At 72.8% G+C, this 23164-nt stretch carries 21 protein-coding genes; 8 read left to right on the top strand and 13 right to left on the bottom strand.

Features of this window, described 5'->3' with window-relative positions:
• The 5 genes from ilvC to WMF22_RS20675 all read right to left on the bottom strand — a co-directional run bounded on the left by ilvC (position 1) and on the right by WMF22_RS20675 (position 4409).
• Positions 1 to 1014, bottom strand: a complete 1014-nt coding sequence (ilvC, locus tag WMF22_RS20695; protein WP_437300771.1) for a ketol-acid reductoisomerase — start codon at positions 1012 to 1014, stop codon at positions 1 to 3.
• Positions 1015 to 1129: 115 nt separating this feature from the next.
• Entirely contained in the window at positions 1130 to 1678 is a 549-nt protein-coding gene (ilvN, locus tag WMF22_RS20690; protein ID WP_437300770.1) for an acetolactate synthase small subunit, read from the bottom strand.
• Between the two features lie 137 nt (positions 1679 to 1815).
• Complete coding sequence (gene ilvB / locus WMF22_RS20685) at positions 1816 to 3525, bottom strand: biosynthetic-type acetolactate synthase large subunit (protein WP_437300769.1); 1710 nt, start codon at positions 3523 to 3525, stop codon at positions 1816 to 1818.
• Between the two features lie 94 nt (positions 3526 to 3619).
• On the bottom strand, positions 3620 to 4072 hold the full coding sequence (locus WMF22_RS20680; RefSeq protein WP_437300768.1) for a hypothetical protein: 453 nt from the start codon (positions 4070 to 4072) through the stop codon (positions 3620 to 3622).
• 106 nt (positions 4073 to 4178) lie between these two features.
• Positions 4179 to 4409, bottom strand: a complete 231-nt coding sequence (locus tag WMF22_RS20675) for a hypothetical protein (protein ID WP_437300767.1) — start codon at positions 4407 to 4409, stop codon at positions 4179 to 4181.
• 412 nt (positions 4410 to 4821) lie between these two features.
• Here WMF22_RS20675 and WMF22_RS20670 point away from each other — a divergent pair, with 412 nt between their 5' ends.
• From WMF22_RS20670 to WMF22_RS20655, 4 genes are all read left to right on the top strand, one after another.
• Positions 4822 to 5838, top strand: a complete 1017-nt coding sequence (locus WMF22_RS20670) for a hypothetical protein (RefSeq protein ID WP_438036789.1) — start codon at positions 4822 to 4824, stop codon at positions 5836 to 5838.
• Between the two features lie 148 nt (positions 5839 to 5986).
• Positions 5987 to 7447, top strand: coding sequence for an amidase (locus WMF22_RS20665; RefSeq protein ID WP_438036788.1), 1461 nt, complete (start codon positions 5987 to 5989; stop codon positions 7445 to 7447).
• Positions 7448 to 7484: 37 nt separating this feature from the next.
• Positions 7485 to 8681 (top strand): saccharopine dehydrogenase family protein, encoded by a 1197-nt coding sequence (locus WMF22_RS20660; protein ID WP_437300764.1) that lies wholly within the window; start codon positions 7485 to 7487, stop codon positions 8679 to 8681.
• A 43-nt stretch (positions 8682 to 8724) separates the two neighbouring features.
• Positions 8725 to 9309, top strand: coding sequence for a gamma-glutamylcyclotransferase (locus tag WMF22_RS20655; protein ID WP_437300763.1), 585 nt, complete (start codon positions 8725 to 8727; stop codon positions 9307 to 9309).
• 9 nt (positions 9310 to 9318) lie between these two features.
• On the opposite strand, the gene gyrA is transcribed toward WMF22_RS20655, so the two are convergent.
• The 5 genes from gyrA to WMF22_RS20630 form a co-directional block, all read right to left on the bottom strand.
• Positions 9319 to 11940, bottom strand: coding sequence for a DNA gyrase subunit A (gene gyrA, locus WMF22_RS20650; RefSeq protein WP_437300762.1), 2622 nt, complete (start codon positions 11938 to 11940; stop codon positions 9319 to 9321).
• A gap of 440 nt (positions 11941 to 12380) precedes the next feature.
• Positions 12381 to 12956, bottom strand: coding sequence for a hypothetical protein (locus WMF22_RS20645; protein WP_438036787.1), 576 nt, complete (start codon positions 12954 to 12956; stop codon positions 12381 to 12383).
• 226 nt (positions 12957 to 13182) lie between these two features.
• The gene (locus WMF22_RS20640) at positions 13183 to 13599 is read right to left on the bottom strand and encodes an HNH endonuclease (RefSeq protein ID WP_438036786.1); all 417 of its coding nucleotides are present in this window, start codon (positions 13597 to 13599) and stop codon (positions 13183 to 13185) included.
• Positions 13596 to 13829, bottom strand: a complete 234-nt coding sequence (locus tag WMF22_RS20635; protein WP_044965251.1) for a hypothetical protein — start codon at positions 13827 to 13829, stop codon at positions 13596 to 13598. The genes WMF22_RS20640 and WMF22_RS20635 overlap by 4 nt, the downstream gene beginning before the upstream one ends.
• Positions 13830 to 13908: 79 nt before the next feature.
• Positions 13909 to 14640 (bottom strand): hypothetical protein, encoded by a 732-nt coding sequence (locus tag WMF22_RS20630; RefSeq protein ID WP_438036785.1) that lies wholly within the window; start codon positions 14638 to 14640, stop codon positions 13909 to 13911.
• 182 nt (positions 14641 to 14822) lie between these two features.
• Between WMF22_RS20630 and WMF22_RS20625 the strand changes: the two genes are divergently transcribed.
• Together WMF22_RS20625 and WMF22_RS20620 are read left to right on the top strand one after the other, a co-directional pair.
• Positions 14823 to 16364, top strand: coding sequence for a protein kinase domain-containing protein (locus WMF22_RS20625; RefSeq protein WP_437300758.1), 1542 nt, complete (start codon positions 14823 to 14825; stop codon positions 16362 to 16364).
• A gap of 86 nt (positions 16365 to 16450) precedes the next feature.
• Positions 16451 to 17389 (top strand): sugar phosphate nucleotidyltransferase, encoded by a 939-nt coding sequence (locus WMF22_RS20620; protein WP_438036784.1) that lies wholly within the window; start codon positions 16451 to 16453, stop codon positions 17387 to 17389.
• 37 nt (positions 17390 to 17426) lie between these two features.
• Here the strand turns inward: WMF22_RS20620 and WMF22_RS20615 are convergent, their stop codons facing one another.
• Both WMF22_RS20615 and WMF22_RS20610 read right to left on the bottom strand, forming a co-directional pair.
• Positions 17427 to 18992 carry a phytoene desaturase family protein gene (locus WMF22_RS20615; protein WP_438036783.1) on the bottom strand — a complete coding sequence of 522 codons (1566 nt, stop codon included), beginning with the start codon at positions 18990 to 18992 and terminating at the stop codon, positions 17427 to 17429.
• A 241-nt stretch (positions 18993 to 19233) separates the two neighbouring features.
• Positions 19234 to 20328: a DUF72 domain-containing protein gene (locus WMF22_RS20610; RefSeq protein ID WP_438036782.1), complete on the bottom strand. Its 1095-nt coding sequence runs from the start codon at positions 20326 to 20328 to the stop codon at positions 19234 to 19236.
• A 123-nt stretch (positions 20329 to 20451) separates the two neighbouring features.
• On the opposite strand from WMF22_RS20610, the gene WMF22_RS20605 reads away from it, so the two are divergent.
• Complete coding sequence (locus WMF22_RS20605; protein ID WP_438036781.1) at positions 20452 to 21732, top strand: hypothetical protein; 1281 nt, start codon at positions 20452 to 20454, stop codon at positions 21730 to 21732.
• Positions 21729 to 22367 carry an ATP-binding cassette domain-containing protein gene (locus tag WMF22_RS20600; RefSeq protein WP_437300753.1) on the top strand — a complete coding sequence of 213 codons (639 nt, stop codon included), beginning with the start codon at positions 21729 to 21731 and terminating at the stop codon, positions 22365 to 22367. The genes WMF22_RS20605 and WMF22_RS20600 overlap by 4 nt, the downstream gene beginning before the upstream one ends.
• A 43-nt stretch (positions 22368 to 22410) precedes the next feature.
• On the opposite strand, the gene WMF22_RS20595 is transcribed toward WMF22_RS20600, so the two are convergent.
• Positions 22411 to 23163 (bottom strand): class I SAM-dependent methyltransferase, encoded by a 753-nt coding sequence (locus WMF22_RS20595; RefSeq protein ID WP_438036780.1) that lies wholly within the window; start codon positions 23161 to 23163, stop codon positions 22411 to 22413.
• Position 23164: the final 1 nt, after the last annotated feature.

Genomic DNA, 23164 nt, shown 5'->3' with positions numbered 1-23164 from the left:
TCAGTCGCCGGGCTTGATGGTGACGGGATCGATGAACGGCATCATCTTGCGCAGGTTGGCGCCCACGATCTCGAGCCGCTGCTCCCGCTCCTTCGCCCGCGTCGCGTCGAACTTCGGCCGGCCCGCCTCGTTCTCCGCGATCCACTTGCGCGCGAACTCTCCGCTCTGGATCTCGGCGAGGATGCGCTTCATCTCCTCGCGCGTCTTGTCGGTGATGACCCGCGGGCCCGACACGTAGTCGCCGTGCTCGGCGGTGTCGCTGATCGAGTACCGCATGTAGTTGAGGCCGCCGCGGTACATGAGGTCGACGATGAGCTTGAGCTCGTGCAGACACTCGAAGTACGCGATCTCCGGCTGGTAGCCGGCGTTGACGAGCGTCTCGAAGCCGGCCTTCACGAGCTCGCTCGCGCCGCCGCAGAGCACCGCCTGCTCGCCGAAGAGGTCGGTCTCGGTCTCCTCCGCGAACGTCGTGAGGAGCACCCCGGCGCGCGACGCGCCGATGCCCTTGGCGTACGCGAGCGCCTGGGCCTCCGCCTTGCCGCTCGCGTCCTGGTGGACGGCGAGGAGGGCCGGGACGCCGCCGCCGGCCTCGAACGTCTCGCGCACCCGGTGGCCGGGGCCCTTCGGGGCGATCATCGACACGTCGACCGACGGGGGGGGCGTGATCGTGTTGAAGCGGATGTTGAACCCGTGCGCGAACATGAGCGTCTTGCCCGGGCCGAGGTGCGGCGCGATCTGCTCGTTGTAGATGCGCGCCTGCGACGTGTCGGGGGCGAGGATCATGATGACGTCGGCGGCCTTCGCGGCCTCGGACACCGTGGCCACCTGCAGCCCCGCGGCCTGCGCCTTGGGCCGGCTCTTGCTGCCCTCGGGCAGGGCGACGATCACCGTGACGCCGCTGTCGCGCAGGTTCAGCGCGTGCGCGTGCCCCTGGGAGCCATAGCCCACGATCGCGACCTTCTTGCTCTGGATGAGCGAAAGATCCGCGTCGTTATCGTAAAAAATCTTAGCCATCTCTCTCTCCTTACAACCGGGACCCGCACCTCGCGGCTCCCGTCCTTCACGTCGTTCACGTCCCGCGCGCGCTATTTACACCGTCTTACACCGTCGCTACACCGTCGTCATACCGTCACGATGCGCCGTTCTCGGCCGTGCGCACGGGGATCGAGTCGAACCGGGCCTCGGCCTCCTCGGCGCCGCGGGTCATCACGATCATCCCGGTCCGCACCATCTCGATGATCCCGAACGGGCGGAGCACATCGAGCAGGCCTTCGATCTTGTCGCCGGTCCCGGTGATCTCGATGGTCAGCGCCTCGGGGGCGACATCGACGGTGCGCGCGCGGAACACCTCGCAGAGCTGGAGCACCTGCGCCCGGCTCGTCGCGTCCGCCTTCACCTTGATGAGCGCGAGGTCGCGCGCGACCGAAGCGGTGTGGGTGACGTCCCGGACCCAGAGGGTGTTGACCAGCTTGTAGAGGTTCGCCTCCAGGCGCCGCGCCCCGTCCTCGTCCGCCTCGAGGACCAGGGTCAGGCGCGAGATCCCGGCGATGTGGGTGCGCCCGACGCTCAGCGACTCGATGTTGTAGGCGCGCCGCCGGAAGAGGGACGCGACGCGGTTGAGCACGCCGGGGCGGTCTTCGACGTAGGCGATGAACGTGCGCAGGATGGGTCGATCCATGGATGCCTCTTGAAAGTCCCTCTTGTCTGTGGTGCGCCCGGCTCCGGCCGCGGCGCGCTCGGGCGCGCCCCGCCCGTCCGACGGGCGCACGCTCACGCTGGAGCGCGCGCCCAGGGCGCGTGGGTCTGCTGGCGCGTTCACGGGTCCTCCCCGGTCTCCACGATGGGGCTCGGGCGCCGGATCATGTCGTTCAGGTCGGCGCCGGCGGGGACCATCGGATAGACGCTATCCTCCTGCTCCACGCGGAAGTCGACGACCACGGTGCCCGGCGTGGCGCGGGCGCGCTCCACGGCCGCGGCGATCTCCTCGCGCTTCGTGACGCGGATGCCGGTCAGCCCGTGGGCCTCGGCGAGCTTCACGAAATCCGGGCTGCGCATCGGGGTCGCCGAGTAGCGCCGGTTGTAGAAGAACTCCTGCCACTGCCGCACCATGCCGAGGTAGCCGTTGTTGATGACGGCCACGTGGACCTTGAGCCCCTCCTGCGCGCAGGTCGAGAGCTCGCACGCGGTCATCTGGAAGCCGCCGTCGCCCACGACCACCCAGATCTCGTCCTCCGGCTTCGCGAAGCGCGCGCCGATCGCCGCCGGCAGGGAGAAGCCCATCGTGCCGAGCCCGCCCGAGGTGATGAGCTTCCGCGGGTAATCGTGCTTGTAGTACTGCGCTTCCCACATCTGGTGCTGGCCGACGTCGGTTACCACAAGCGCCTTGCCGTCGGTGAGCCGCCAGAGGTCGTGCAACACGTGCGCGGCGTACAATTTCTCGTTGTACGGCAATTGTTGAATGTCACGGACCGCCGAGTCGCCCTTCAGCAGGTTGATGCGATCGACCCACGGGCCGCGGTCGCGCTGCTTGCACCCGGGGATGAGCGACAGCAGCGTGTCCCGGACGTCGCCGATGAGGCCGACATCGACCTTGACATTCTTGTTGATCTCGGACCGGTCGATCTCGACGTGGATCTTCTTCGCCTTGACGGCGTAGGTCTTGAGGTTGCCGGTCACGCGGTCGTCGAAGCGCATCCCGAGCGCGATGAGGAGGTCGGCCTCCTGGATGGCGTTGTTCACCCACGCCTCGCCGTGCATCCCCATCATGCCGAGGCTGAGGGGGTGCTTCGCCGGGAAGCCGCCGAGGCCGAGCAGCGTGGAGGCGACGGGGATCCCCGTCTTCTCGACGAAGGCGAGGAGCTCGCGCGTCGCCTCGGCCCTGACGATGCCCTGACCGGCCAGGATGAGCGGCCGCTCGGCCTCGTCGATGAGGTCGATCGCCTTCTCGATGTCCGTCTGGACGGCGTGCTGCGAGGGGCGGTAGCCGGGCAAGCGGACCTCGCCCTTCGGCGGCTCGAAATCGATCGACGCCTGCTGGGCGTCCTTGGTGATGTCCACGAGCACGGGGCCCGGGCGGCCCGAGCGCGCGATGTAGAACGCCTCGCGGAGGGTGGGGGCGATGTCCTCCACGTCGGTCACGAGGTAGTTGTGCTTGGTGATGGGCAGGGTGACGCCCGTGATGTCCGTCTCCTGGAACGCGTCGGTCCCGAGCAGCTTGGAGGACACCTGCCCGGTGATACAGACGATCGGCGAGGAGTCGAGCATCGCGGTCGCGATCCCGGTGACGAGGTTCGTCGCGCCCGGCCCCGAGGTGGCGACGCACACGCCGACCCTGCCCGAGGCGCGCGCGTACCCGTCCGCCATGTGCGCCGCGCCCTGCTCGTGCCGGACGAGCACATGGCGGATCGGGTAACCGAGGATCGTGTCGTAGGCGGGCATGATCGCGCCGCCCGGATAGCCAAAGACCACGTCCACGCCTTCGCGGACGAGGACTTCCCAGATAATCTGTGCACCGGTTCGTTTCATAATTCCCGACTCCATCGAGTCACGCGGGTGAAGGTGGGGCCCATGGGGGGCGCCTTGGCCGCGGGGTTCCGCCGTTTCTCAGAGGCTCAGCAACTTAGGCGATCGCGCGCTGCAGATCCTCCCGAGGGCCGCCGCCGCTGCTCTCCTCGCGGCGGATCGCGTCGAGCACCCTGCGCGCGTCGTCGAGCGACACGACGCGGGAGCTGCCCGGCGCGCTCGCCGGCTTGGCGCGCAGATCAGCGCGCTGGTCCATGTTGGAGCGCGCGGAGGGCGGGTCGGCATGGAACTCGAACGAGGCCTCCGCGGCGTCGCCGTGCGGGCGCGCGCCCACGAGGCGCGTCGAGGAGCGCTGGGGCGCGCGGACGGCGCCCCCGCTGGCTCGGGCGCGGATCTCGTCGACGAGCGCCTCGAACTCCTCTCGCACGGCGCTCGACGCGACGGGCACCCCACATCCCGCGGCGACGAGCTCGGCGAGCTCCGCGATGCGCTGGCCGACGGCCTCGATCGAGGCGTCCTCCCGATTCTTCCTCGAATGTTCCTTGCTCACCTGATCCTCCTTCGACGACGGCTGCTCTCCGTGAACCCTCAGGCCGAAAAAAACGAAAGCCCCCGGACCATCTCGGTGCGGGGGCCTATCTCCATGCTGTCTCAGCTCAGAGCGGCGGCCCGCAACCGTTCCCGACGCGAATCAGCCCGACGACGTCAACTAGGCTGATGAGCGCAGGAATGACTAGGCCCGCTAGGAGCCCGACGGAAACGCCGCCTTCGACGACGACGGACGAACGCGCCGTCGAGGACGCCAACGAAGCGGGGTGCACAACCTTCTCAGCGAGGGTCCCATCGCCGGAGGCGTGGGCGCTGGCGGTGCACATCGGCTTCTGCATGGCGTAGATGCTTCTACCCTACAGAGCTGCTGCGTCGCGTCAAGTTGTTTCTTTACAGATCGCTTGTTTCTGCGGCATTTCGTGCAGTTTTTTGTTCGAGCGCGCGCACGTGAACCACGTGATGTTCAGCACGGATCGGCGCTGTCCGGGAGCTCGGTCTGCAGTGTCTCGAACGGCGATGCGCTGCGCTCGATGTGCACGGATGCGTCGCTCGAGCGCGACGCCGGGCGAGTCGAGCGAGGCGCGCCGAGCGCGTCGCGTGGAGCGCGCGCAAGCGAGGGCGCGGCCAGGATGCTGGGGCGCCGGGGGAGAGGTGCGCAAACACCGGACGTCGTCTCATGCGCCCCCGAAGTGCAGACTGCTGTCTTGAACTGACTGCCGCCAGATCGCGCGACACACCCATGAACCCGGCATGCAAGCGCATCGCGTCGCGCAGGCGCGCCCTGCCGATCGGACGGTCTCGCCCTGGGGTCTGAAGCGCCGCCGCGTGGCCTCTCTCGGCACGGTCGGGCTCCTCGCGCTGAGCGGCGCCGCGGCGGCCCGCGCCGATCCTGCGCAGCCAGGGGATCCGACGGCGATCGCCGGTGCACAGCCCGCGCGGCCGTCGCTTCCACCCGCGCCGCCTGCGCAGCCACCTGCCGCGCCGGAGAGGCCCGCCGCCGCGGCGCCCCGGACGCCGCCGAGGGCGGCCGCCAACTTCAGCACCTTCCTCGAGCTCCGGGACGATTACTCGATCGGTAAGAACGGCTTCTTCAACGCAGCGGTGCTCCGGGGGGACTACGCCTTCACCAGGAACTTCTCGCTGCGCGCAGACCTGCCGCTCGCGTACGCGGGCGACACCGAGGGCCAGCGCGACATGGGGCTCGGCGACATCCTGATCCGGCCGCTCGTCCGCGTGGTCGCCACGCCGCGGTTCGCGCTGGTCCTGGGCACGGATCTCGTCCTCGACTCGGCGACGAAGCGCGCGCTCGGCGCGGGAAAGAACCAGGTGGCGCCCCTCGTCCAGGCGTACTTCCGCGTGGCGCGGCCCGCGCGGCTGGGGGCCCAGCTGCAGCACGCGGTGTCGTTCGGCGGCGACCCGGAGCGGAACGCCATCCAGAAGTCGACGATCAGGGAATTCGCGATCATCGAGCTGCCGCACGGGTTCTGGGTGAGCCCGGACCAGGCGTTCTCGATCGACCACCGCGGCGTGCACCGCGTCGTGTCGACGAGCGTGCTGGAGGTCGGCGCAGAGCTCAGCGAACGGGTGCAGGTGTACGTCGATCCAGGCATCCAGGTCGATGACCGGGGGGCGGTCGACTGGCTGGTCACCGGGGCGGTGCGGTGGGCCTTCCCGCAGCGAGCGCCGGTGCGCGCGGTCGCCGCCGCGCCGGTGCAGCGCGCGGGCACGGGGCAGGCCGCGGGCGCGGAGCAGGCCACGGAGGAGTAGGCCGCTCGCGCCTCCGGCGTCCAAAAGGACGCCCGGCGAGGGGCGCGCGCGTCTCGCGCCCGGGATGGGGCGGGGGGCGATCGACGGATCCGGGGTGGCGGACCCTTGACCTGGGTCGTCGTCCCGAGCCTGATCCTCGGTCGCACGCATGCTGTCACGAGATCCGCTGCTCCTGCTCTCCGCGACCCGGCTCGCCGCGCTGATCCGCGAGCGCGCCGTGACGTCGGCCGAGGTCGTGGAGGCCCATATCCGGCACATCGAGCGCGTGAACCCGACGCTCAACGCGATGGTGGCGGGCCGGTTCGAGGCCGCCCGCGCCGAGGCGCGCGCGGCCGACGCCCTCCTCGAACAGGGCGGGGCCGCGGGCGCGCCGCCGTTCCTCGGCGTCCCGTGCTCCATCAAGGAGAGCTTCGCCGTCGCCGGCATGCCGAACTCCGCGGGGCTCGTCGCACGCGCCGGCGTGCGCGCGGAGGAGGACGCCGTGACGGTCACGCGCCTGCGCGCGGCCGGCTTCATCCCGCTCGGCGTCACCAACGTGTCGGAGCTCTGCATGTGGATGGAGACGAACAACCGGCTCTACGGCCGGACGAACAACCCCTACGACCCGGCGCGCACCGCGGGCGGCAGCTCGGGCGGGGAGGCCGCGGTGGTCGGCGCGGGCGGCGCGCCGGTCGGGCTCGGCTCGGACATCGGCGGATCGATCCGCATGCCCGCGTTCTTCAACGGCGTCTTCGGCCACAAGCCGACCGGCGGGCTCGTGCCGACCTCGGGCCAGTTCCCGCTGCCGGGCGAGCGAGGGCTCCGCTTCATGACGACGGGGCCGATCGCCCGGCGCGCCGAGGATCTCATGCCGGTGCTCCGCATCCTCGCCGGCCCCGACGCGCGCGATCCGGGCTGTGCGCCGCTGCCGCTCGGCGATCCGGCCTCGGTCGATCTCGGCGCGCTGACGGTGCTCTCCGTCGAGCACGACGGGGTGCGCCGGGTGAGCGCCGATCTCGTGGCCGCGCAGCGGAGGGCGGCGGAGGCGCTCGCCGCCTGCGGGGCGACGGTGATCGAGGCGAAGGTCGACCTCCTCGCGCGGGCGCTCGACATCTGGACCGCGATGGTGGGCACGTCCGGGGGCGTCACGTTCCGGGCGTTGCTCGGCGACGGCCGCCCGGTCAGCCTCCCGCGCGAGCTCGCCCGCTGGTCGGTCCGCCGCTCGACGCACACGCTGCCGGCGCTGGGGCTCGCGTTGCTGGAGGACGTCGGCGGGCTGCTGCCTGCGCGCGTCGAGCGCGCCCTCGAGCTCGGCAAGGCGCTGCGCGCCGAGCTCGTGTCGCGCATCGGCGCGCAGGGCGTGATGCTCTACCCGTCCTATCCGAGCCCCGCGCCGCGGCACTACGCGCCGCTCCTGCCGCCCTTCCAGTGGACGTACACCGCGGTGCTCAACGTCATGGAGATGCCGGCGACGCAGGTGCCGCTGGGCCTCAACGGCGAGGGGCTGCCGCTCGGCGTCCAGGTGGCGGCGATCCACGGCAACGATCATGTGACGATCGCCGTGGCGGAGCACCTGGAGCGCTCGTTCGGCGGCTGGGTGCCGCCGTCGCTCTCGTGGTGCCGGCGATGACGTTCCCGCCCGCGGTCGTGGTATCAAGGCTGCCCCCATGACCAGCGACCGCGCGTACGACGTGATCGTCTTCGGAGCGACCGGCTTCACCGGTCGCCTCGTCGCCGAGTATCTCGCCACCAAGGGCAAGGACGCGCCTGCCCGTGGCGCGGAAGAGCGGCCCATCCGCTGGGCGATCGCTGGCCGGAACGCGGGGCGCCTCGCCGAGGTGAAGGCGGCGATGGAGGCGATCGATCCGGCGTGCTCCTCGCTGGGCGTCATCGAGGCGGCGTCGGACGACGCGGCCTCGCTCGAGCGCATGGCCCGACAGGCGCGCGTCGTCATCACGACGGTCGGTCCTTACACGGCGCTCGGCGAGCCGCTCGTCGAGGCGTGCATCCGCGCGGGCACCGACTACGCGGATCTCACCGGCGAGCCCGGGTTCGTCGACCGCCTCATCGAGCGCCACCACGAGGCCGCCCGCGCGCGGGGCGTGCGGATCGTCAACTGCTGCGGCTTCGACAGCATCCCCCACGACCTCGGGGTGCTCTTCACGGTGACGAAGCTCCCCGCGGGCGAGCCGATCGTGGTGGAGGGCATCGTGCGCGCGCACGCCAGCTTCTCCGGCGGCACCTGGCAGTCGCTGCTCGAGATCATGGCGCGCCCCGGCCCCAGGAAGGGCGCCGCGCGCGGCGAGGACGCGCACGGGGCGCGCAGGGTGCGGGGGCTCAAGACGCGCATCCGCTACGAGAAGGGGCTGCGCGCATGGCTCTGCCCGATGCCCAGCATCGATCCGCTCGTCGTGCTGCGGAGCGCGCGGGAGCTCGACGCCTACGGCCCCGACTTCCAGTACAGCCACAACGTGCAGGTCAAATCCGGGCTGCAGCTCGTGATGGGGATCGCTGGCTTCGGCGCGGTCACGGCGCTGGCCAAGGTGGGGCCGACGCGGGAGCTGCTCCGCAAGGTGCGGAGCCCGGGGGAGGGGCCGAGCGCGGAGGAGCGGGCGCGCAGCTGGTTCCAGGTGACCTTCCAGGGGAAGAGCGCGTCGCGCAAGGTGGTGACGCGGGTGAGCGGCGGCGATCCCGGTTACTCGGAGACGGCCAAGATGGTGGCAGAGTCGGCGCTCTGCATGGCGTTCGACCGCGAGCGGCTGCCGGCGCGCGCCGGGGTCATCACGCCAGTCGTCGCGATGGGGGAGCGGCTCATCGAGCGGCTTCAGGCGGCGGGGATCCGGTTCGAGCTGCTCGAGGGGTGAGCTGCGGCGGCTGACGGCCGGCGCGGTTTGGTACAATCGCTCCGTGCACCGCGAGACGTGGATCTTCGGTTACGGCTCGTTGATCTGGCGGCCTGCCTTCCGCTTCGAGCAGATGGCGCCCGGGTACATCACGGGGTGGGCCCGCCGCTTCTGGCAGGGATCCACCGATCATCGGGGCGTCCCCGGGGCGCCCGGGCGGGTGGTCACGCTGATTCCGTCGCCTGGCGCGCGCTGCTGGGGGATGGCCTATCGCGTTGCCGGGGCCGAGCTCGACGAGGTGCTCCGCGCGCTGGATCACCGCGAGAAGGGCGGCTATGCGCGCCACGACGTGCCGCTCCACCTCGAGGACGGGGCGGCGGCGCGCGCGGAGATCTCGGCCCGATCGGCCATCGTGTACCTGGCCACGCCCGATAACCCCGATTATCTGGGCGCTGCGCCGCTCCCCGAGATTGCCGCTCAGGTGCTCGCGTCGCACGGCCCGAGCGGCTCGAACGTCGAGTATGTGCTTCAGCTCGCCGACGCGCTCGTGGCGATGGGCGCCCACGACGAGCACGTGACCGAGCTAGCGGCCCTCGTCGGCCGTCGAGCTCCCCGTCCGGTCGACCCGACGACCACCGTAGGCCCCTAGCTCCCCGCTCTAGTTGACCTCGCTGCTCCCGTTCCCGCCCGCGTGATCCGCGACCCCGTTGGTCCCCTCCACGCCCGCGCTCGGCGGCGCCGACCCGCCCTCCTCGGCCTCGGCCGCGTCCGCCGCGAAGGCCTCGACGGCGACGACCCGCTCGTCCTGGCCGACGTGCATGATCCGCACGCCCTGCGCGTTGCGCCCCGTCTCGCGGATCTCGCTCGTCTTGGTGCGGATCATCTGCCCGCGATCGGTCACGATCAGCACCTCGTCGCTCGGGCTCACCATGGCGACGCCCACGACCGGCCCGTTCCGCTCGCTCGCGTCGATGAGGATGACGCCCTTGCCGCCGCGGCTCTGGAGCCGGAACTCCTCGAGCGGCGTCTGCTTGCCGTACCCGCGCTCGCACACCGCGAGCACCCGGTCGCGCCCGTCGCCGCTCACGCCGAGGCCCACCACCACGTCGCCCTCGTCGAGCTCGATGCCCTTCACGCCCATCGTCGCGCGGCCCGTCGGGCGCACCTGGTCCTCGGGGAAGCGGATGCTCATCCCGCTCCGCGTCGCGATCACGAGCTCGCGCTTGCCGTCGGTGAGCGCCGCCGTGAAGAGCTGATCGCCCTCCTCGATCCGCACGCCGATGATCCCCTTGTCCCGGTAGTTCTCGTACTCGTTGAGCGCCGTCTTCTTGATCTGCCCGCGGCGGGTCAGCGTCACCACGAACGTCTCGCCGTCGAAGCTCGGCACCGGCGTGATCGCCGCGACCTTCTCCCCCGGCTCCATGCCGACGAAGTTCACGATCGCCCGGCCCTTCGCGTTCCGAGGCGCCTGCGGGATCTCGTAGACCTTCTTGACGAAGACCTTGCCCTTGTCGCTGAAGAAGAAGACATACGAGTGCGTCGACGCCACGAAGAGCTGGCTCACCCAGTCCTCCTCGCGCGCCTCCATCCCCACCATCCCCTTGCCGCCGCGGCGCTGCGCCCGGTACGTCGAGGTCGGCGTCCGCTTCAGGTAGCCGGCGTGCGAGATGGTCACGACCATGTCCTCTTCCTGGATCAGGTCCTCCATCTGGATCTCGGCCTCGGCCGGCACGATCTCGGTCCGCCGCTTGTCGCCGAAGCGCGCCTTGATCTCCTCGAGCTCCATCACGATCACGTTCATGAGCAGCCCCATGTCGGCCAGGATCGCCCGGAGCCGCTCGATGGTCTGCGACAGCTCGCCGTACTCCTTCGCGAGCTTCTCCCGCTCGAGGCCGGTCAGGCGCGACAGCCGCATCTCGAGGATCGCCTTGGCCTGCCGCTCCGACAGGAAGTAGTCACCGCGCGTGTCGGCCTCGGCGCACTCGGGCTCCGGCCGGCCGGCGCGCCGGAGGAACTCGCCGAGCCCCCGGAGCGGCAGCTTCTGCAGGTTCTCCCGCGCGTCGTCCGGATCGCTCGAGGCCCGGATCGTCGCGACGATGCGATCGATGTCGCTCGTCGCCATCCCGAGCCCCTCGACGAGCTCGCGCTGCGACTCGGCCTGCCGGAGCTCGAACCGACAGCGCCGCGTCACGACCTCGCGCCGGTGCTCGATGAAGTGCGAGAGCGTGTCCTTCAGGCTCAGCACCGCGGGGCGGCCGTTCGCGATCGACAGGTTGATGACGCCGAACGTCGCCTGGAGATCCGTCAGCCGGTAGAGCTGGTTCAGGACCACCTGCGGGAAGATGTCCTTCTTCAGCTCGACGACGATCCGCATCCCCTCGCGGTCGCTCTCGTCGCGCACCTCGCTGATCCCCTCGATGCGCTTCTCCTTCATGCACTCGGCGATCTTCGCGACCAGCCGGGCCTTGTTCACCTGGTAGGGGATCTCGGTGAAGACGAGCTGCTCGCGGTCGCCCTTCATCGTCTTCTCGACCTGGCTGCGCCCGCGCATCGTGATCGAGCCGCGGCCGGTCGTGTACGCCTGCACGATCCCGCTCTTGCCGTAGATGAGGCCGCCGGTCGGGAAATCGGGGCCCGGGACGAGGTGGAGCAGCTCCTCCAGGGTGACGTCGGGGTTGCGGATGATCGCGATCGTCGCGTCGATGATCTCGCCGAGGTTGTGCGGCGGGATGTTCGTCGCCATGCCGACGGCGATGCCGCCGGAGCCGTTCACCAGGAGCTGCGGGAACTTCGCCGGCAGGACGCTCGGCTCGAGCTCGGAGTCGTCGTAGTTCGGGACGAAGTCGACCGTGTCCTTGTCGAGATCGGCGAGCAGCTCGACGGCCATCCGCGACAGGCGCGACTCCGTGTACCGCATGGCCGCGGGCGAGTCGCCGTCGACCGAGCCGTAGTTGCCCTGCCCGTCGATGAGCGGGTAGCGCAGGCTGAAGGTCTGCCCCATCCGGACGAGCGCGTCGTAGACCGCGAGATCGCCGTGCGGGTGGTACTTGCCGAGGACGTCTCCGACGACGCGCGCGCACTTCTTGTGCGCGCCGGTGGGGCCGATCTTCTGCTCGTTCATCGAGTAGAGGATCCGGCGGTGCACCGGCTTCAGGCCGTCGCGCACGTCCGGGATCGCGCGGCCGATGATCACGCTCATCGCGTAGTCGAGGTAGCTCGTCCGGAGCTCGTCCTGGATGCTGACCGGAACCTTCTGCTGGATGTTCGACGTCTCTTCCATGGGGGACCTGCACCCGAGGCGCGGGGGGCGGGCGCGGCGCGCGCTCGGCCCCCGTCGTAGAGGCCCATCCCAGCGCGGCTCGAGCGTCGAGCGGAGCAGCAGAAGCGGCCCTGGCCTCGATCGACGAGCGACGAGGTGGAGTCCGGCCTTCGCCGCCCGCCCTTATGACCCACGCTGTTCAGGGGATGCGACGGATGCGTTCAGGTACTCCAAGGGGCAGGCTGGCGCAAAGGGTTTGCCGGCCTCAGAGGGTGTTCCTTCCCGCGCGCGGCGGGCGCGGATAGCGGCCTGCCGCCGGCTCCTCGGCGGGCGCCGCGAGGCGCCGCCGAGGGCGCATCAGGGGTGCCGGACAGCGCGGCGGGAGCGCGGGAGCGTCCTGGGCGGGGGCGCTGGACAGCGCGGCGGGAGCGTGAGGCGGCGCAACGGGGACGCCGGAAAGGTCAGGGCTCGACGCGGGTGGGCAGGGCGCACGTCCGGACGACGATTTCTACGTCCTTTTCGGCCACGATCGAGCCGGCGCCGTCCGGGACGTCGGGGTCGGGGCCGGGGCACTCCCACGTCCAGGTCGGGTCGGCCTTGTCACCGTTGGGGAGCAGCATTTCGGGGTTGCCGGAGGTCGCGCCACCTTTGGGCGTGAGCTGATCGGCGAGCTCCCCCCCGTAGCCGTCGATCCTGACCGTGTACTCGTGCCCCTCGACGACGGAGGTGAACGACACGCTCCACGCACAGGAGATTGGCGGCGACGAGGCGAGGGGGGACGGCCCGCCCTCCGCGCTGTTGTCGATGAGCGTGGCGACGTAGCTGCGGATGGCCTCCGGCTCGTCCGAGCCCGAGCACTGGACGTCGCCGCCCAGGAAGGCGAGCGGGTCGATGGTCACCGACGTCCCGAGCTGCAGGTCGTCGTCGTTGTTGGACCCGTCGGCGCAGGCCGTGAGCGCGAGGACGGCGAGCGCCAGGGCGCACCGGCCGGTCCGGGGTCGCGGGGAGCGCCCGCGCGCGTGATCCGCAGCGAACACCGCAGCGAACAAGGTTCCGAAACCAGCTCGAGCTCGGCCCATCGGCAGGGGGCACTAGTCCAAGCCGGGGAACGGCGCCACATGAAACGCGGCCCAGCTGCGCGGGCACGGCGCGCGGCCGAGCGAGGCCCGCCGCCGGCGGCGGCGCTCGCGGGCGAGCTGCCGGATGCGCCGCTCGCGCTCGCGAGGCGGTGATGAGCTCGCGGAAGCCGCGGGCGCCCGCCCTCTACGGGAACCGACCCCGCAGCGCCTCTTCACGTCGAATCTCGATGACGAGAGGCCGATTCATCCGGAGCAGCGCGACCGTGGCGCGGCCTGTCGGTGTTTTCCCGGCGATCAACAGCTCGCCCGTGACGTCGAAGTGGTCTTCCCAGCGACCCCAGCGAGGATGGAAGAGGCTCGCGCGGTCGCCCGTGGTCGGGTCCTCTCCATGGGTCCGCGCTCCCTTGCGCAGGGAGCACGACACACAGGCGAGCGCCAGGTTCTCCAGGGCGGTCAGGCCACCTGCGTGCCGTGGCTGGATGTGATCGACATGGAACGTGGCCTCCTGGCTGACCTGGGAGAGCCGGCAATACTCGCATCGATCGGCGGCACGCTTGCGGACGCGACGCTGAAGCGCCGCGGGCACGCCGTCGCCGCTCATCGCGTCAGCGCAGGCTCCTTCCGCGATGCGCGGAGGCGCAGCAAGCTGAGCAACTCGGCGAGATCGACGAGCCCCTCGGCTTCGATGGCCTCATCCGCCGATAGCTTCTCCCCGCGATCCTGCTTGTCCAGGAGCGCCTGCAGCCTGCGATCGACCCCCGCCGGGAGGCGGAGCTGTGCGAGATCGGAAGGGAGCTCCACATCAACGTGGACTGTTGCCGGTGTAGCCATCGTCGAAGTCCTCCCTGAACCTAGCAGGTTGGTGCGAGGTGGGCGATCCGTCAGTCCGAGGGGGCTTCCTGCAGCTGTATCAGAGCCCGCCGGAGCCGCCGTTGCCGCCGCCGTTACCGTCGCCGGAGCCGCCGTTGCCCGCGCTGCCGCCGCCAGAGCCGCCGTTGCCCGCGCTGCTGCCGCCGGCGCCGCCGTTGCCCGCGCTGCTGCCGCCGGCGCCGCCGCTGCCCGCGCTGCTGCCGCCGGCGCCGCCGCTGCCCGCGCTGCTGCCGCCGGCGCCGCCGCTGCCCGCGCTGCTGCCGCCGGCGCCGCCGCTGCCCGCGTTGCCAGAGCTGCCGCTGCCAGCGCCGCCGCTGTTCGGGGCGGCGACGAACGCGCAGGCCTCGAGCGCCTCCGCCTGCGCGGTGATCACCTTGCAGGGGGTGATCGCGCGGTCCACGCCCGCGGCGAGCGGCGCCGCAGAGCACTCCGCCATGGACGCGACCTTGGCGCTGGCGCAGGCGCGCGCCTCGCCGACGGCGGCAACGCAGGCATCGACCTGGAAGGTCGTCGGCTCTTCCACGGTCTGGCCGCCGCCGGCGCCGTTCTCGAAGCCGTGCAGGCACTGGTCCCAGTAGAACTCGACGCAGGTGTTCACCCGCTCTTCGACGTCCCCGGAGCCGATCCACTCCGGGCACACGGCGGCCGCCTCGCACCGGGCCTGCTCGATCCGCCGGCAGGCGTCGACGCCCACAGCGTCGTTGCCGCAGCTGGGCGCTGTGATGAGGGTCACGGCGCCGAGGCCGAGCAACGCGGCCGCGGCCCAGGGCACGGAGCTCCGCCTCGCGGCGGAGAGGACGGCGAGCGCAGACGAACCCACCCGGCGGAGCTACCACGCGGCCGCCAGAGGCGTCGAGTTTTCCGGCACACCAGCTGCCCACCCCACCTCGAGAGGCGCGAACGGCGACCGGACAAGGCCGGTCCGATCTATGCTCCCAGGGCCGCGATCACCCCATGGATCCGCCGAGCCTCGCGCAGCTCCGACCCGACACGCCTTTCCATGGGCGGTACCGCGTCGTGCGCCCCATCAAGACGGGCGGGATGGGGGCGGTGTACGAGGTCGTGGACGTGGTCACGGACCGCCGCCGAGCGCTCAAGGTGATGCTCGCCGGATCCATCCAGGACCCGGCCCAGCGCGCCCGGTTCGCCCAGGAAGCCAAGATCACGGGCGGTATCGAGAGCGACCACATCGTTCACGTCTCTGATGCCGGCATCGACGCCGACTCGGGGATGCCGTTCCTCGTCATGGACCTGCTCCAGGGCGAGGAGCTCGCGAGCCTGTCGGCGCGCCGCGGCCCGCTGCCGCCAGCCGAGGTGGTGCTCTACCTGGGCCAGGTCGCGCGCGCGCTCGACAAGATGCACGCGGCCGCCATCGTCCACCGGGACCTCAAGCCGGCGAACCTCTTCCTGACGAGGCGGGACGACGGCTCTCCTTGCGTGAAGGTCCTTGATTTTGGGCTGGCGAAGGTCGTGGCGCACCGCAGCATGGCGGACCGCACGGCGATGGTCGGGACGCCCCTCTACATGGCGCCCGAGCAGATCCGCGGCGACGTCGCCGTCGGGCCGAAGACCGACATCCATGCGCTCGCGCATGTCGCCTTCGCGCTGCTCGTGGGCAGCCCGTACTGGCTGACCGAGGCCAACGTCCTGCCGTCGGTCTACGCGCTCCTCCAGCGGATGGTGGCGGGGTTGCCCGAGCCTCCGAGCGCCCGCGCCGCGCGGCGCCGCAGCAGCATCCGGCTGCCTCCCGCCTTCGACGCGTGGTTCCAGCAGGCGACCGCGATCGACCCGAAGGACCGCTTCGAGCGCGCCACGGCGGCCGTCACGCTGATGGCGGAGGCGCTCGGCGCGCCCGCCCCGTCGACGCCGCCCCCGCCCGAGCGGCCCACGAACCCGCCGCCGTCGTCCCGCCGCGGGGTCGAGGCGGACGAGCGGCGTGCCAGCTCGCCCGACGACCGGCGCGGCAGCTCGCCGTCGGACCCCGGGCCGAAGCCTCCGGAGCCAGCGCCCAAGGCCGGCGATTCGCGCCACCGCGACGAGGACCTCGCCGCGGTCGTCCACGAGGAGCGGCTCCGGGCCTTCCTGAAGAAGGAGGTGCAGCGCGCCAAGGAGCAGCGGACGAGGCGGCTCTCGCTGCTGCTGCTCAGCGTGGAGGGGCTCCAGGGCGTCGAGGAGGCGCAGGGCCGCGCGGGGGTCGATCGCATCCTCGGCGACCTCGCGCGCATCGTCAGGATCTACGTGCCGGAAGGCGGGCTGCTCGGGCGCTACCGCCGCGACACCCTCGCGATCGTCTGCCCCGGGATCGGCCGGACGCGGGCGTCCGCGTTCGCGAAGGTGCTCGGCGAGAAGGTGCGCCAGCGCCGCTTCCGGCGAGCGGCCACGACGCCCTTCCGGATGACCCTCCGCATCGGCGTCGCGCACATCGAGGAGGGGGACGCGACGGGGCACGAGCTGCTCGAGCGCGCGGCGCAGGGGCTGCCCGAGCGGGGGGAGTGAGCTGAACGAGGGAGCGGGCCGACGGCCGCCATCTCCGCCGGCGCCGTCGCGCGGCTGCGCGGTCGCGCCGTGGCGACCTCGATTTCTTGAACGTTCCCCGTGAAGGGGCGATCCTCGCGGCCATGGCCTCTGCCATGATCCTCGCGGCGGGGCTCGGGACCCGGCTCCGCCCGCTCACGGACGAGATGCCGAAGCCGCTCCTGTGGCTCGGCGATCGGCCGCTCATCGCGCACATCGCCGAGCGGCTCGCCGCGGGCGGCGTCGTTCGCGTCGCGGTGAACAAATCCCACCTCGCGGAGCGATTCTCGCGCGATCTGCTCGCGGCGTTCCCGGTGCCCGTCGACGTCCTGCACGAGCCGGAGCCCCTCGGCACCGCCGGGGGCCTCGCGAACGCGGCGGGCGCGCTTGGCGAGGGCGACGTGGTCCTCTGGAACGGCGACATCCTGATCGATCTCGACGTGGCGGCGCTCTCGGCGGCGCACGGCCGTCACGGCGCGGGCGCGACGCTCGCGGTCGCGCCGCGGCCGGCCGGGGAGGGGACGGTCGGCGTCGGCGCGCGGGGCGAGGTGGTGCGGCTCCGCGGCGAGCGCTTCGGCGACGAGGTCGCGGGCGGCGATTTCGTGGGCGTGCACGTGGTCGGCGGGGCGCTCCGGCGAAGGCTGCCGCCGCGCGGGTGCATGGTGGGGGACGTGTACCTGCCGTGGCTGCGCGAGGGGCGCTCGCTCGCGACGTTCGCGGCGCCGGCCGTGTGGCACGACATCGGAACGGTGGCCGCGTACCTGGCGGCGAGCGCGCACTGGCTCTCGCAGCGCGGCCTGCGGAGCTACGTCGGCCCGGGGGCGTCCGTCGCCGAAGGCGTGGACGTGGCGGGCAGCGTCGTCGGGGCGGGGGCGCGGGTCGAGGGGGCGGGCGCGGCGCGCGGGTGTGTGGTCTGGCCGGGAGCGCGGGTGGTCCTCGGCGCCGGCGCCCCGCTCGAGCGCGCGGTGGTGACGGCGAAGGGGACGGTCGCGCGCGCGGCCGGGTGACGGCGCCGGCGCGGCGGCCTGACCGTCGGCGCACGCCTCACTTGCCGAGGTCGGCGAGCGCGGCCTTCGCGGCGTTGTGCCCCGCCGCGCCGATGACCGACCCGGCCGGGTGCGTCCCCGCGCTGCACGAGTAGAGCCCGGCGAGCCCGAACCGGTAGGGCACGCGATCGGCGAAGCCGAAGCTGTTGTCGATGTGGTGGATGTGCCCCTTCGTGATCCCGAAGTGCAGCTCGATGTCCGGCGGCGCCAGCGTGAACGTCTCCAGCACGAGGTCGCTCATCCCAGGCGCGAAGCGATCGCAGATCGAGAGGAGGTGCTTCACGTAGCGCGGCGCGGCCTCGTCCCACGTCTCGCCGCCCGCGAGCGCGTAGGGGACCCACTGCACGAAGAGCGCCGCGTTGTGGTGGCCCTCCGCGTCGCGCAGGCTCGGGTCGATCGGCGTGTGGAAGTACCACTCGATCGCCGGGAACTCCGGGAGGCGCCCGCTCATCGCGTCGCGGTGGGCCTGCCGCAGCGTGTCCATCACGACGTCCTCGTCCGGCAAGAGGTGGATGGTCGGCCCGAACTGCCCGCGATCCTCCGGGAGGCACGTGAACGTGGGCAGGCCGGTCAGCGCCATGTTGACCTTGAGCGTCGAGCCGTCCTTCGCGAGCGCGTCGAGCCGCGCCGAGAGCGAGGCCCCGATCGCCGCCTCGCCGGCGAGCGCGCGGGTGCGGTACGGATCGGCGTTCGAGACGACCACCTTCGCGGCGATGCGCGTGCCGTCCTCGAGGAGCACGCCGGAGACGGCGCCCCCGGACGCCTCGATCCGCGCGACGCGGGCGCCGGTGACGATCGTCGCGCCCTCGGCCCTCGCCTTCTCGGCGAAGAGGCGGGAGATCGTGCCCATCCCGCCCTCGACGATCATCCAGGTCCCGTCCGCGCCGGGGAGGCGGCACATGTTGTGGATGAGGAAGTTCATGCCGGTGCCGGGCGACTCGAAGCCGCCCGCGAGCCCCGAGAAGGCGTCGGTCACGGCGTACATCGCCTTGAGGAGGTCGCTCTTCCAGCCGAACCGCGCGAGGTAGTCGGAGATCGTGCCCCGGCAGAGCGCCACGAACGTCCGCCGGAGAGCGGGCCGCACGTAACGCTCCGCCGTCTCCTCGATGGAGAGCGGCTCCGCGAGCCACGTCGGGGCGATGTCGTCCCGGAGCGCGGCGAGCTCGGCCTGGAGCGCGCTGTTCGCGTCCCAGTCCTCCTGGGAGAAGAACTCGAGGAACTGCCGCTTCATCGCGGCCTGGTCCGAGCCGAAGAGCAGGTAGCGCCGGTCCGTGGTCGGGAGGAAATAGTGCGGATCGCGCCGCCGGAGGGGGAGGGCGACGCCGACCTCGCGGAGCAGCTCGGGGGGGGCGAGCCCGAGCAGGTAGGCGCCGCTCGAGACGCCGAGGCCCGGCGCCTTCCGGAAGGGGTGCTCGGTCTTCACCGCGCCGCCGACCGCGTCCTTCTCCTCGAGCACCACCACGTCGAGCCCGCGGCGGGCGAGGAGGACGGCGGCGACGAGACCGTTGTGGCCGGCACCGACGATGACCACATCGGCGCGGGCCGGAGCTTCACTGCGTTTCACTGGGCACCTCCAAGCGCTGTGCGCGTCCTCTGCCGCGGCCGGCGCGCCGGCGCTCGGGCCGTGGTGCACGAGGTGTTGCACGGATGGTACGGCGAGGAGAGCCCTTTTCGCGCGCGGTGGCCGGGAGGGGCGCGCCGCGCCGGCCCCGAGGCCGCCCGCGCGGCGACCCTTTCCAGCCTGTCCTCTCCGCGGCGCCGGCGCGCGCGTCGCGCCGGCCCGCTCCGTCCTGCCCTGGTCGGGCTCACCCGCCGGCGGTCGTCGCGGGCGCCTTGGGCTCGCGCCACGCCGCGGCGACCTCCTCGGCGATGGCGCGCACCGTCAGGGGGGCCGAGCCCTCGGCCTTGTTGTTCACGAGCGTGAAGCTCTCGATGCGAAGCGCCGCGGCCTCGCAGAGGATCCGCGCGACCTCCGCGCGCATCTCGGGATCCGGCTCGACCACCTGGTTGAACGGGTGGAAGCGGCGCTTCTCCGCCTCGTAGCGGCGACCGGGCTTGAGCGAGAGCCGGACGACCGCGAACGGGGCGTTCGAGACGGGGACCACCTCGGCCTGGGCCCCGGGAGACGGCATGTTGCGCCAGTAGCTGTAGGCGTGGGCGACGCCGCGCGCGCCCAGGATCTCCCGGTACTCGCCGGTGAAATAGGCGCGCTCCCGGAGCTCGACCGCGCAGGAGAGCTCGCGCGGCAGCGCGCCGAGGAACGCGTCGAGCCGCTCGAAGAACGCGCGCGGCGGGAGCCGGTGGGGCGGGCCGACCGGGGGCAGCTCGAGCAGCACCGGCCCCGCGTGCGCCCGGAACACCGTGAGCAGCGGCGCGGCGACGCGCGAGAGGAAGAGCGGCACCGAGAGAAAATCCGGGTTCGGCTCGAGGCGAGCGGGGCCCGCGCTCCGCCCCTCGTCCTCGGCCGGCGGGGGCTGCGATCGCTCCAGCGTCTGGGACACGACGGCGTGCAGCGCCTTCGATACGCAGCGGAAGCCGTCCGGCAGCTGCGCTCCGTAACGGCGGAAGTCGCTGTCGGGGACGGGGGCGTAGAAGCTGCGGTCGATTCCGACCGTCGTGAGCAGCGGGTGCCGGGCGTACTCGGCGAGGCCATCGCGCGCGAGCTCCTCCGTGCTCTGCCGCGCGGCGTAGACGAGGCCCTGCCAGCCGGGGAAGCTCCACGAGCTCGTGCCGAGGTGGAGCCCCGGGGGCAGCCGCGCCGCGAGGCGAGCGGCGTCGTCGTAGACCGCCGCCATCGCGTCGCGCTCGCGCGCCGCCTCGGCAGCGGCGGGCTCCGGCGCTGGACCGAACAGCGAGAGCTGCGATGGGTTGGGGCCACGGCGCCCAGGGGAGCGGCTCACCCGGTCGAGTCTACTGCTTCCGGCGCGCTCCGCGACACCGGCCACGCGGCGGGGACGACCGCCGCGCTGGCCATGCGCTTCCGCGGGGAGCATCCGGCCCGCCGTGCGGTACAAGCACGTGACGTGCTGCGCCGCTTCGCCCTCGTCGTGCGCGTCCTGGTCTCGACGGCCGGGAAGGACGCCTTCGCGCGCGCCATGCCGCTGTACATGGGCATGGGCCTCGTCGCGGCGGTCGTGTTCGGCGGCAACGGGATGCACCCCTCGCAGCTCACGGGCATCGCGGGTGAGTCGCCCCTGTTCCGGGTCGCGCTGTGGGGGGCGTGGTTGCTCGTCGGGACGCCGGCGGCGCGCGCGCTGCTCCGCGCTCCGGCGACGTTCTTTCTCCGCGCGCTTCCGGTCCCGCGCCGCGAGCTGCTCTCGGCTCACGCGCTGCTCCTCGCCGTCGCGGAGCTCCCGTGGGTGGCGCTCTGGGCGGTCGGCACCGGCGCGCTCGCCGGCTGCGCCGCCGGCGCCGCGGCGCTCGCGGCGCGCTGCATGCTCCTCGCCCGCCCGCGCGGCGCGCGCGAGCTCTCGGCCCTCGCGCTGCTCGCGGGCGCCATCGCGCTCGGGGCCCCGGCGCCGGTGCTGCTCGCGTGCGCCGCGCCCGCGCTGGCCGTCGGGCTGCGCGCGGCCGTCGCCCGCGCTCCAGAGATCCCCGCCGGCCGCGAGCGCTCGATGATCCCATCGGCGGCGCCCGCGCTCGTCGCGCTCGCGCTCGCCTACCTGGCGGCGCTCGTCCGTGGCCACCGCGCGGTGCTCGTGCGGGGCCTCGCCCTCGCGGCGATCGGCGCGCTCGCCGCGGCGGTCTGGGCCCGGAACAGCGGGCGGCTCGGCGGCGGGCCGCTCGCCGCGGGGTCGCTCGTCGCGCTCGCGCCCGTCGCGCTCTGCGCGGGCGCTGGCCTCTCCGGTCCCGTCCTGCGCGAGGAGCGGCGGCTCGCGTGGCTCCTCGACGCGTGCGGCGCGGCGGCCGGGCTCCGCGCGGGCGCCGTCGTCGCGGCGGTGGCCGCGCCGTCCGTCGCGCTCGCGCTCGGGCACGGCGCGGTGGTCGGCGCGCTCACCGGCGCGGCCCCCTCGGTGACGTTGCGCCTGGTCGGTGGCGCGGGGCTCGCGGGGCTGCTCCTCGCCGCGATCGCGCTCGGCTGCGTCCGGTGGTCCGTGCGGCAGGACGGCCGCGACAGCAGCCGGGTGCTGCTCTCGGTGCTCGCGGCGATCGCGGCGTCGATCGCGGCCGCGTGGACGCTGGGCGATCTCGCGCTCGCGGCCTTCGCTCCGGCCGCCGCGCTGCTCTCGGTGCCCGCCGGGGCGCGCTGGCTCTCGCCGGGTCGCGGGCGCGGCGCGGCGGCAGGAGAGGGGAGGGCGCTGTGACGCTGGAGGCGACGGGGATCCACAAGCGGCTCTCGGGCAGGGACGTGCTCTCGGGCGTCGAACTCCGCTGCGGACCTTCGGAGGTGGCGGTCGTGATGGGCGAAAACGGCGCCGGCAAATCGACCTTGCTGCGGGTCGTCGTCGGGTTGCTGGAGCCCGATCGCGGCGCCGTGACGCTCTCGGGAGAGGCCGTCCACGGCGCCGCGGCCTCGGCGCGGCGCCGGCTCGGCTACGCGCCCGACGCGACCGAGGCGCTGCCCGATCTCCAGGTCGCGGAGCTCTGCGCCCTCGTGCGCGCGCTCAAGCAGGCGCCGCCGCTCGACGGCGCGTGGCGCGCGTGGATCGACCGGCTCGGCGCGGCCGCCTTCTATCGACAGCGGCTCTCCAGGCTGTCGTTCGGTCAGCGCAAGCGCGCGCTCCTTCTCGCGGCGCTGGTGGGCGATCCTTGGCTGCTCGTGATCGACGAGCCGACCAACGGGCTGGACGCCGAGGGGGCGCGCACGGTGCTGGAGCTCATCGAGCAGCGCCGCGCGGAGGGGAAGGCGACGCTCCTCACGACGAACGACGCGGCCTTCGCGGCGGCGATCGGGGGGCACGTGCGCCGGCTGAACGGAGGGCGGCTCGGCGCGACGTAGGCGGCGCCTCGGCCCGGCGAGGCGCCGCGCCTCCGGACGCCGCCTACAGGCCGGGCTGCCCCCCCTCGCGGCCCGAAGGGTGCGGCAGCAGCCGCAGCACCCGCGTCTCGCGCTGCTCGCGGCCCTCGAGGTCGAGCGACGTGGGGACCTGGTACCGCGCGAGCTCCTCGACCGCCTCCGAGGGGCAATAGGCGCGCCCGGGATCGCCGACGAGCACCGCGGTGGCGCGCGCGGCCTCTTGGCGCAGCCACGGGAGCACGCGGTCGACCATCGCGCGCTCGTAGCAGACGTCGCCCGCCACGATGACGTCCCACGCGGCCGTCGCGGCGCTCGCCGTGAGATCCTCGGTGATCACGTCGACGGTGACGCCGTTCAGGGCCGCGTTCAGCCGGAGCGCCCCCGCGGCGAACGGATCGATGTCGGCGGCGCTCACGCGCGCGGCGCCGGCGAGCGCCGCGGCGATCGCGACGATCCCGCCGCCGGAGGCGAGGTCGAGGACGCGCTTGCCCGAGACCGCCGCGGGATGATCGAGGAGGTACCGCGCGAGCGCCTGCCCGCCCGCCCACGCGAACGCCCAGTACGGCGGCGGCACGCCCGCGCGCGCGAGCGCCGCCTCGGTCGCGTGCCAGAGCGGCGTGACCTCGGTCGCCAGGTGGAGCTTGACCTCGGGGACGAACGGCGGGCGGGCGACGGCCGTCTCGCGCGCGACGAACGCCGCGGCGCGCTCGGCGGCGGAGGCGGCCTCCCCGTCGGCGCCGGGCTGCGGCGCGGGCGCGAGCCCACTCGTCACGGCCATC

This window comes from Sorangium sp. So ce204, assembly GCF_051526795.1.
GTDB lineage: Bacteria > Myxococcota_A > Polyangia > Polyangiales > Polyangiaceae > Sorangium > Sorangium cellulosum_B.
This window is presented reverse-complemented; position numbering and strand designations above follow the sequence as displayed.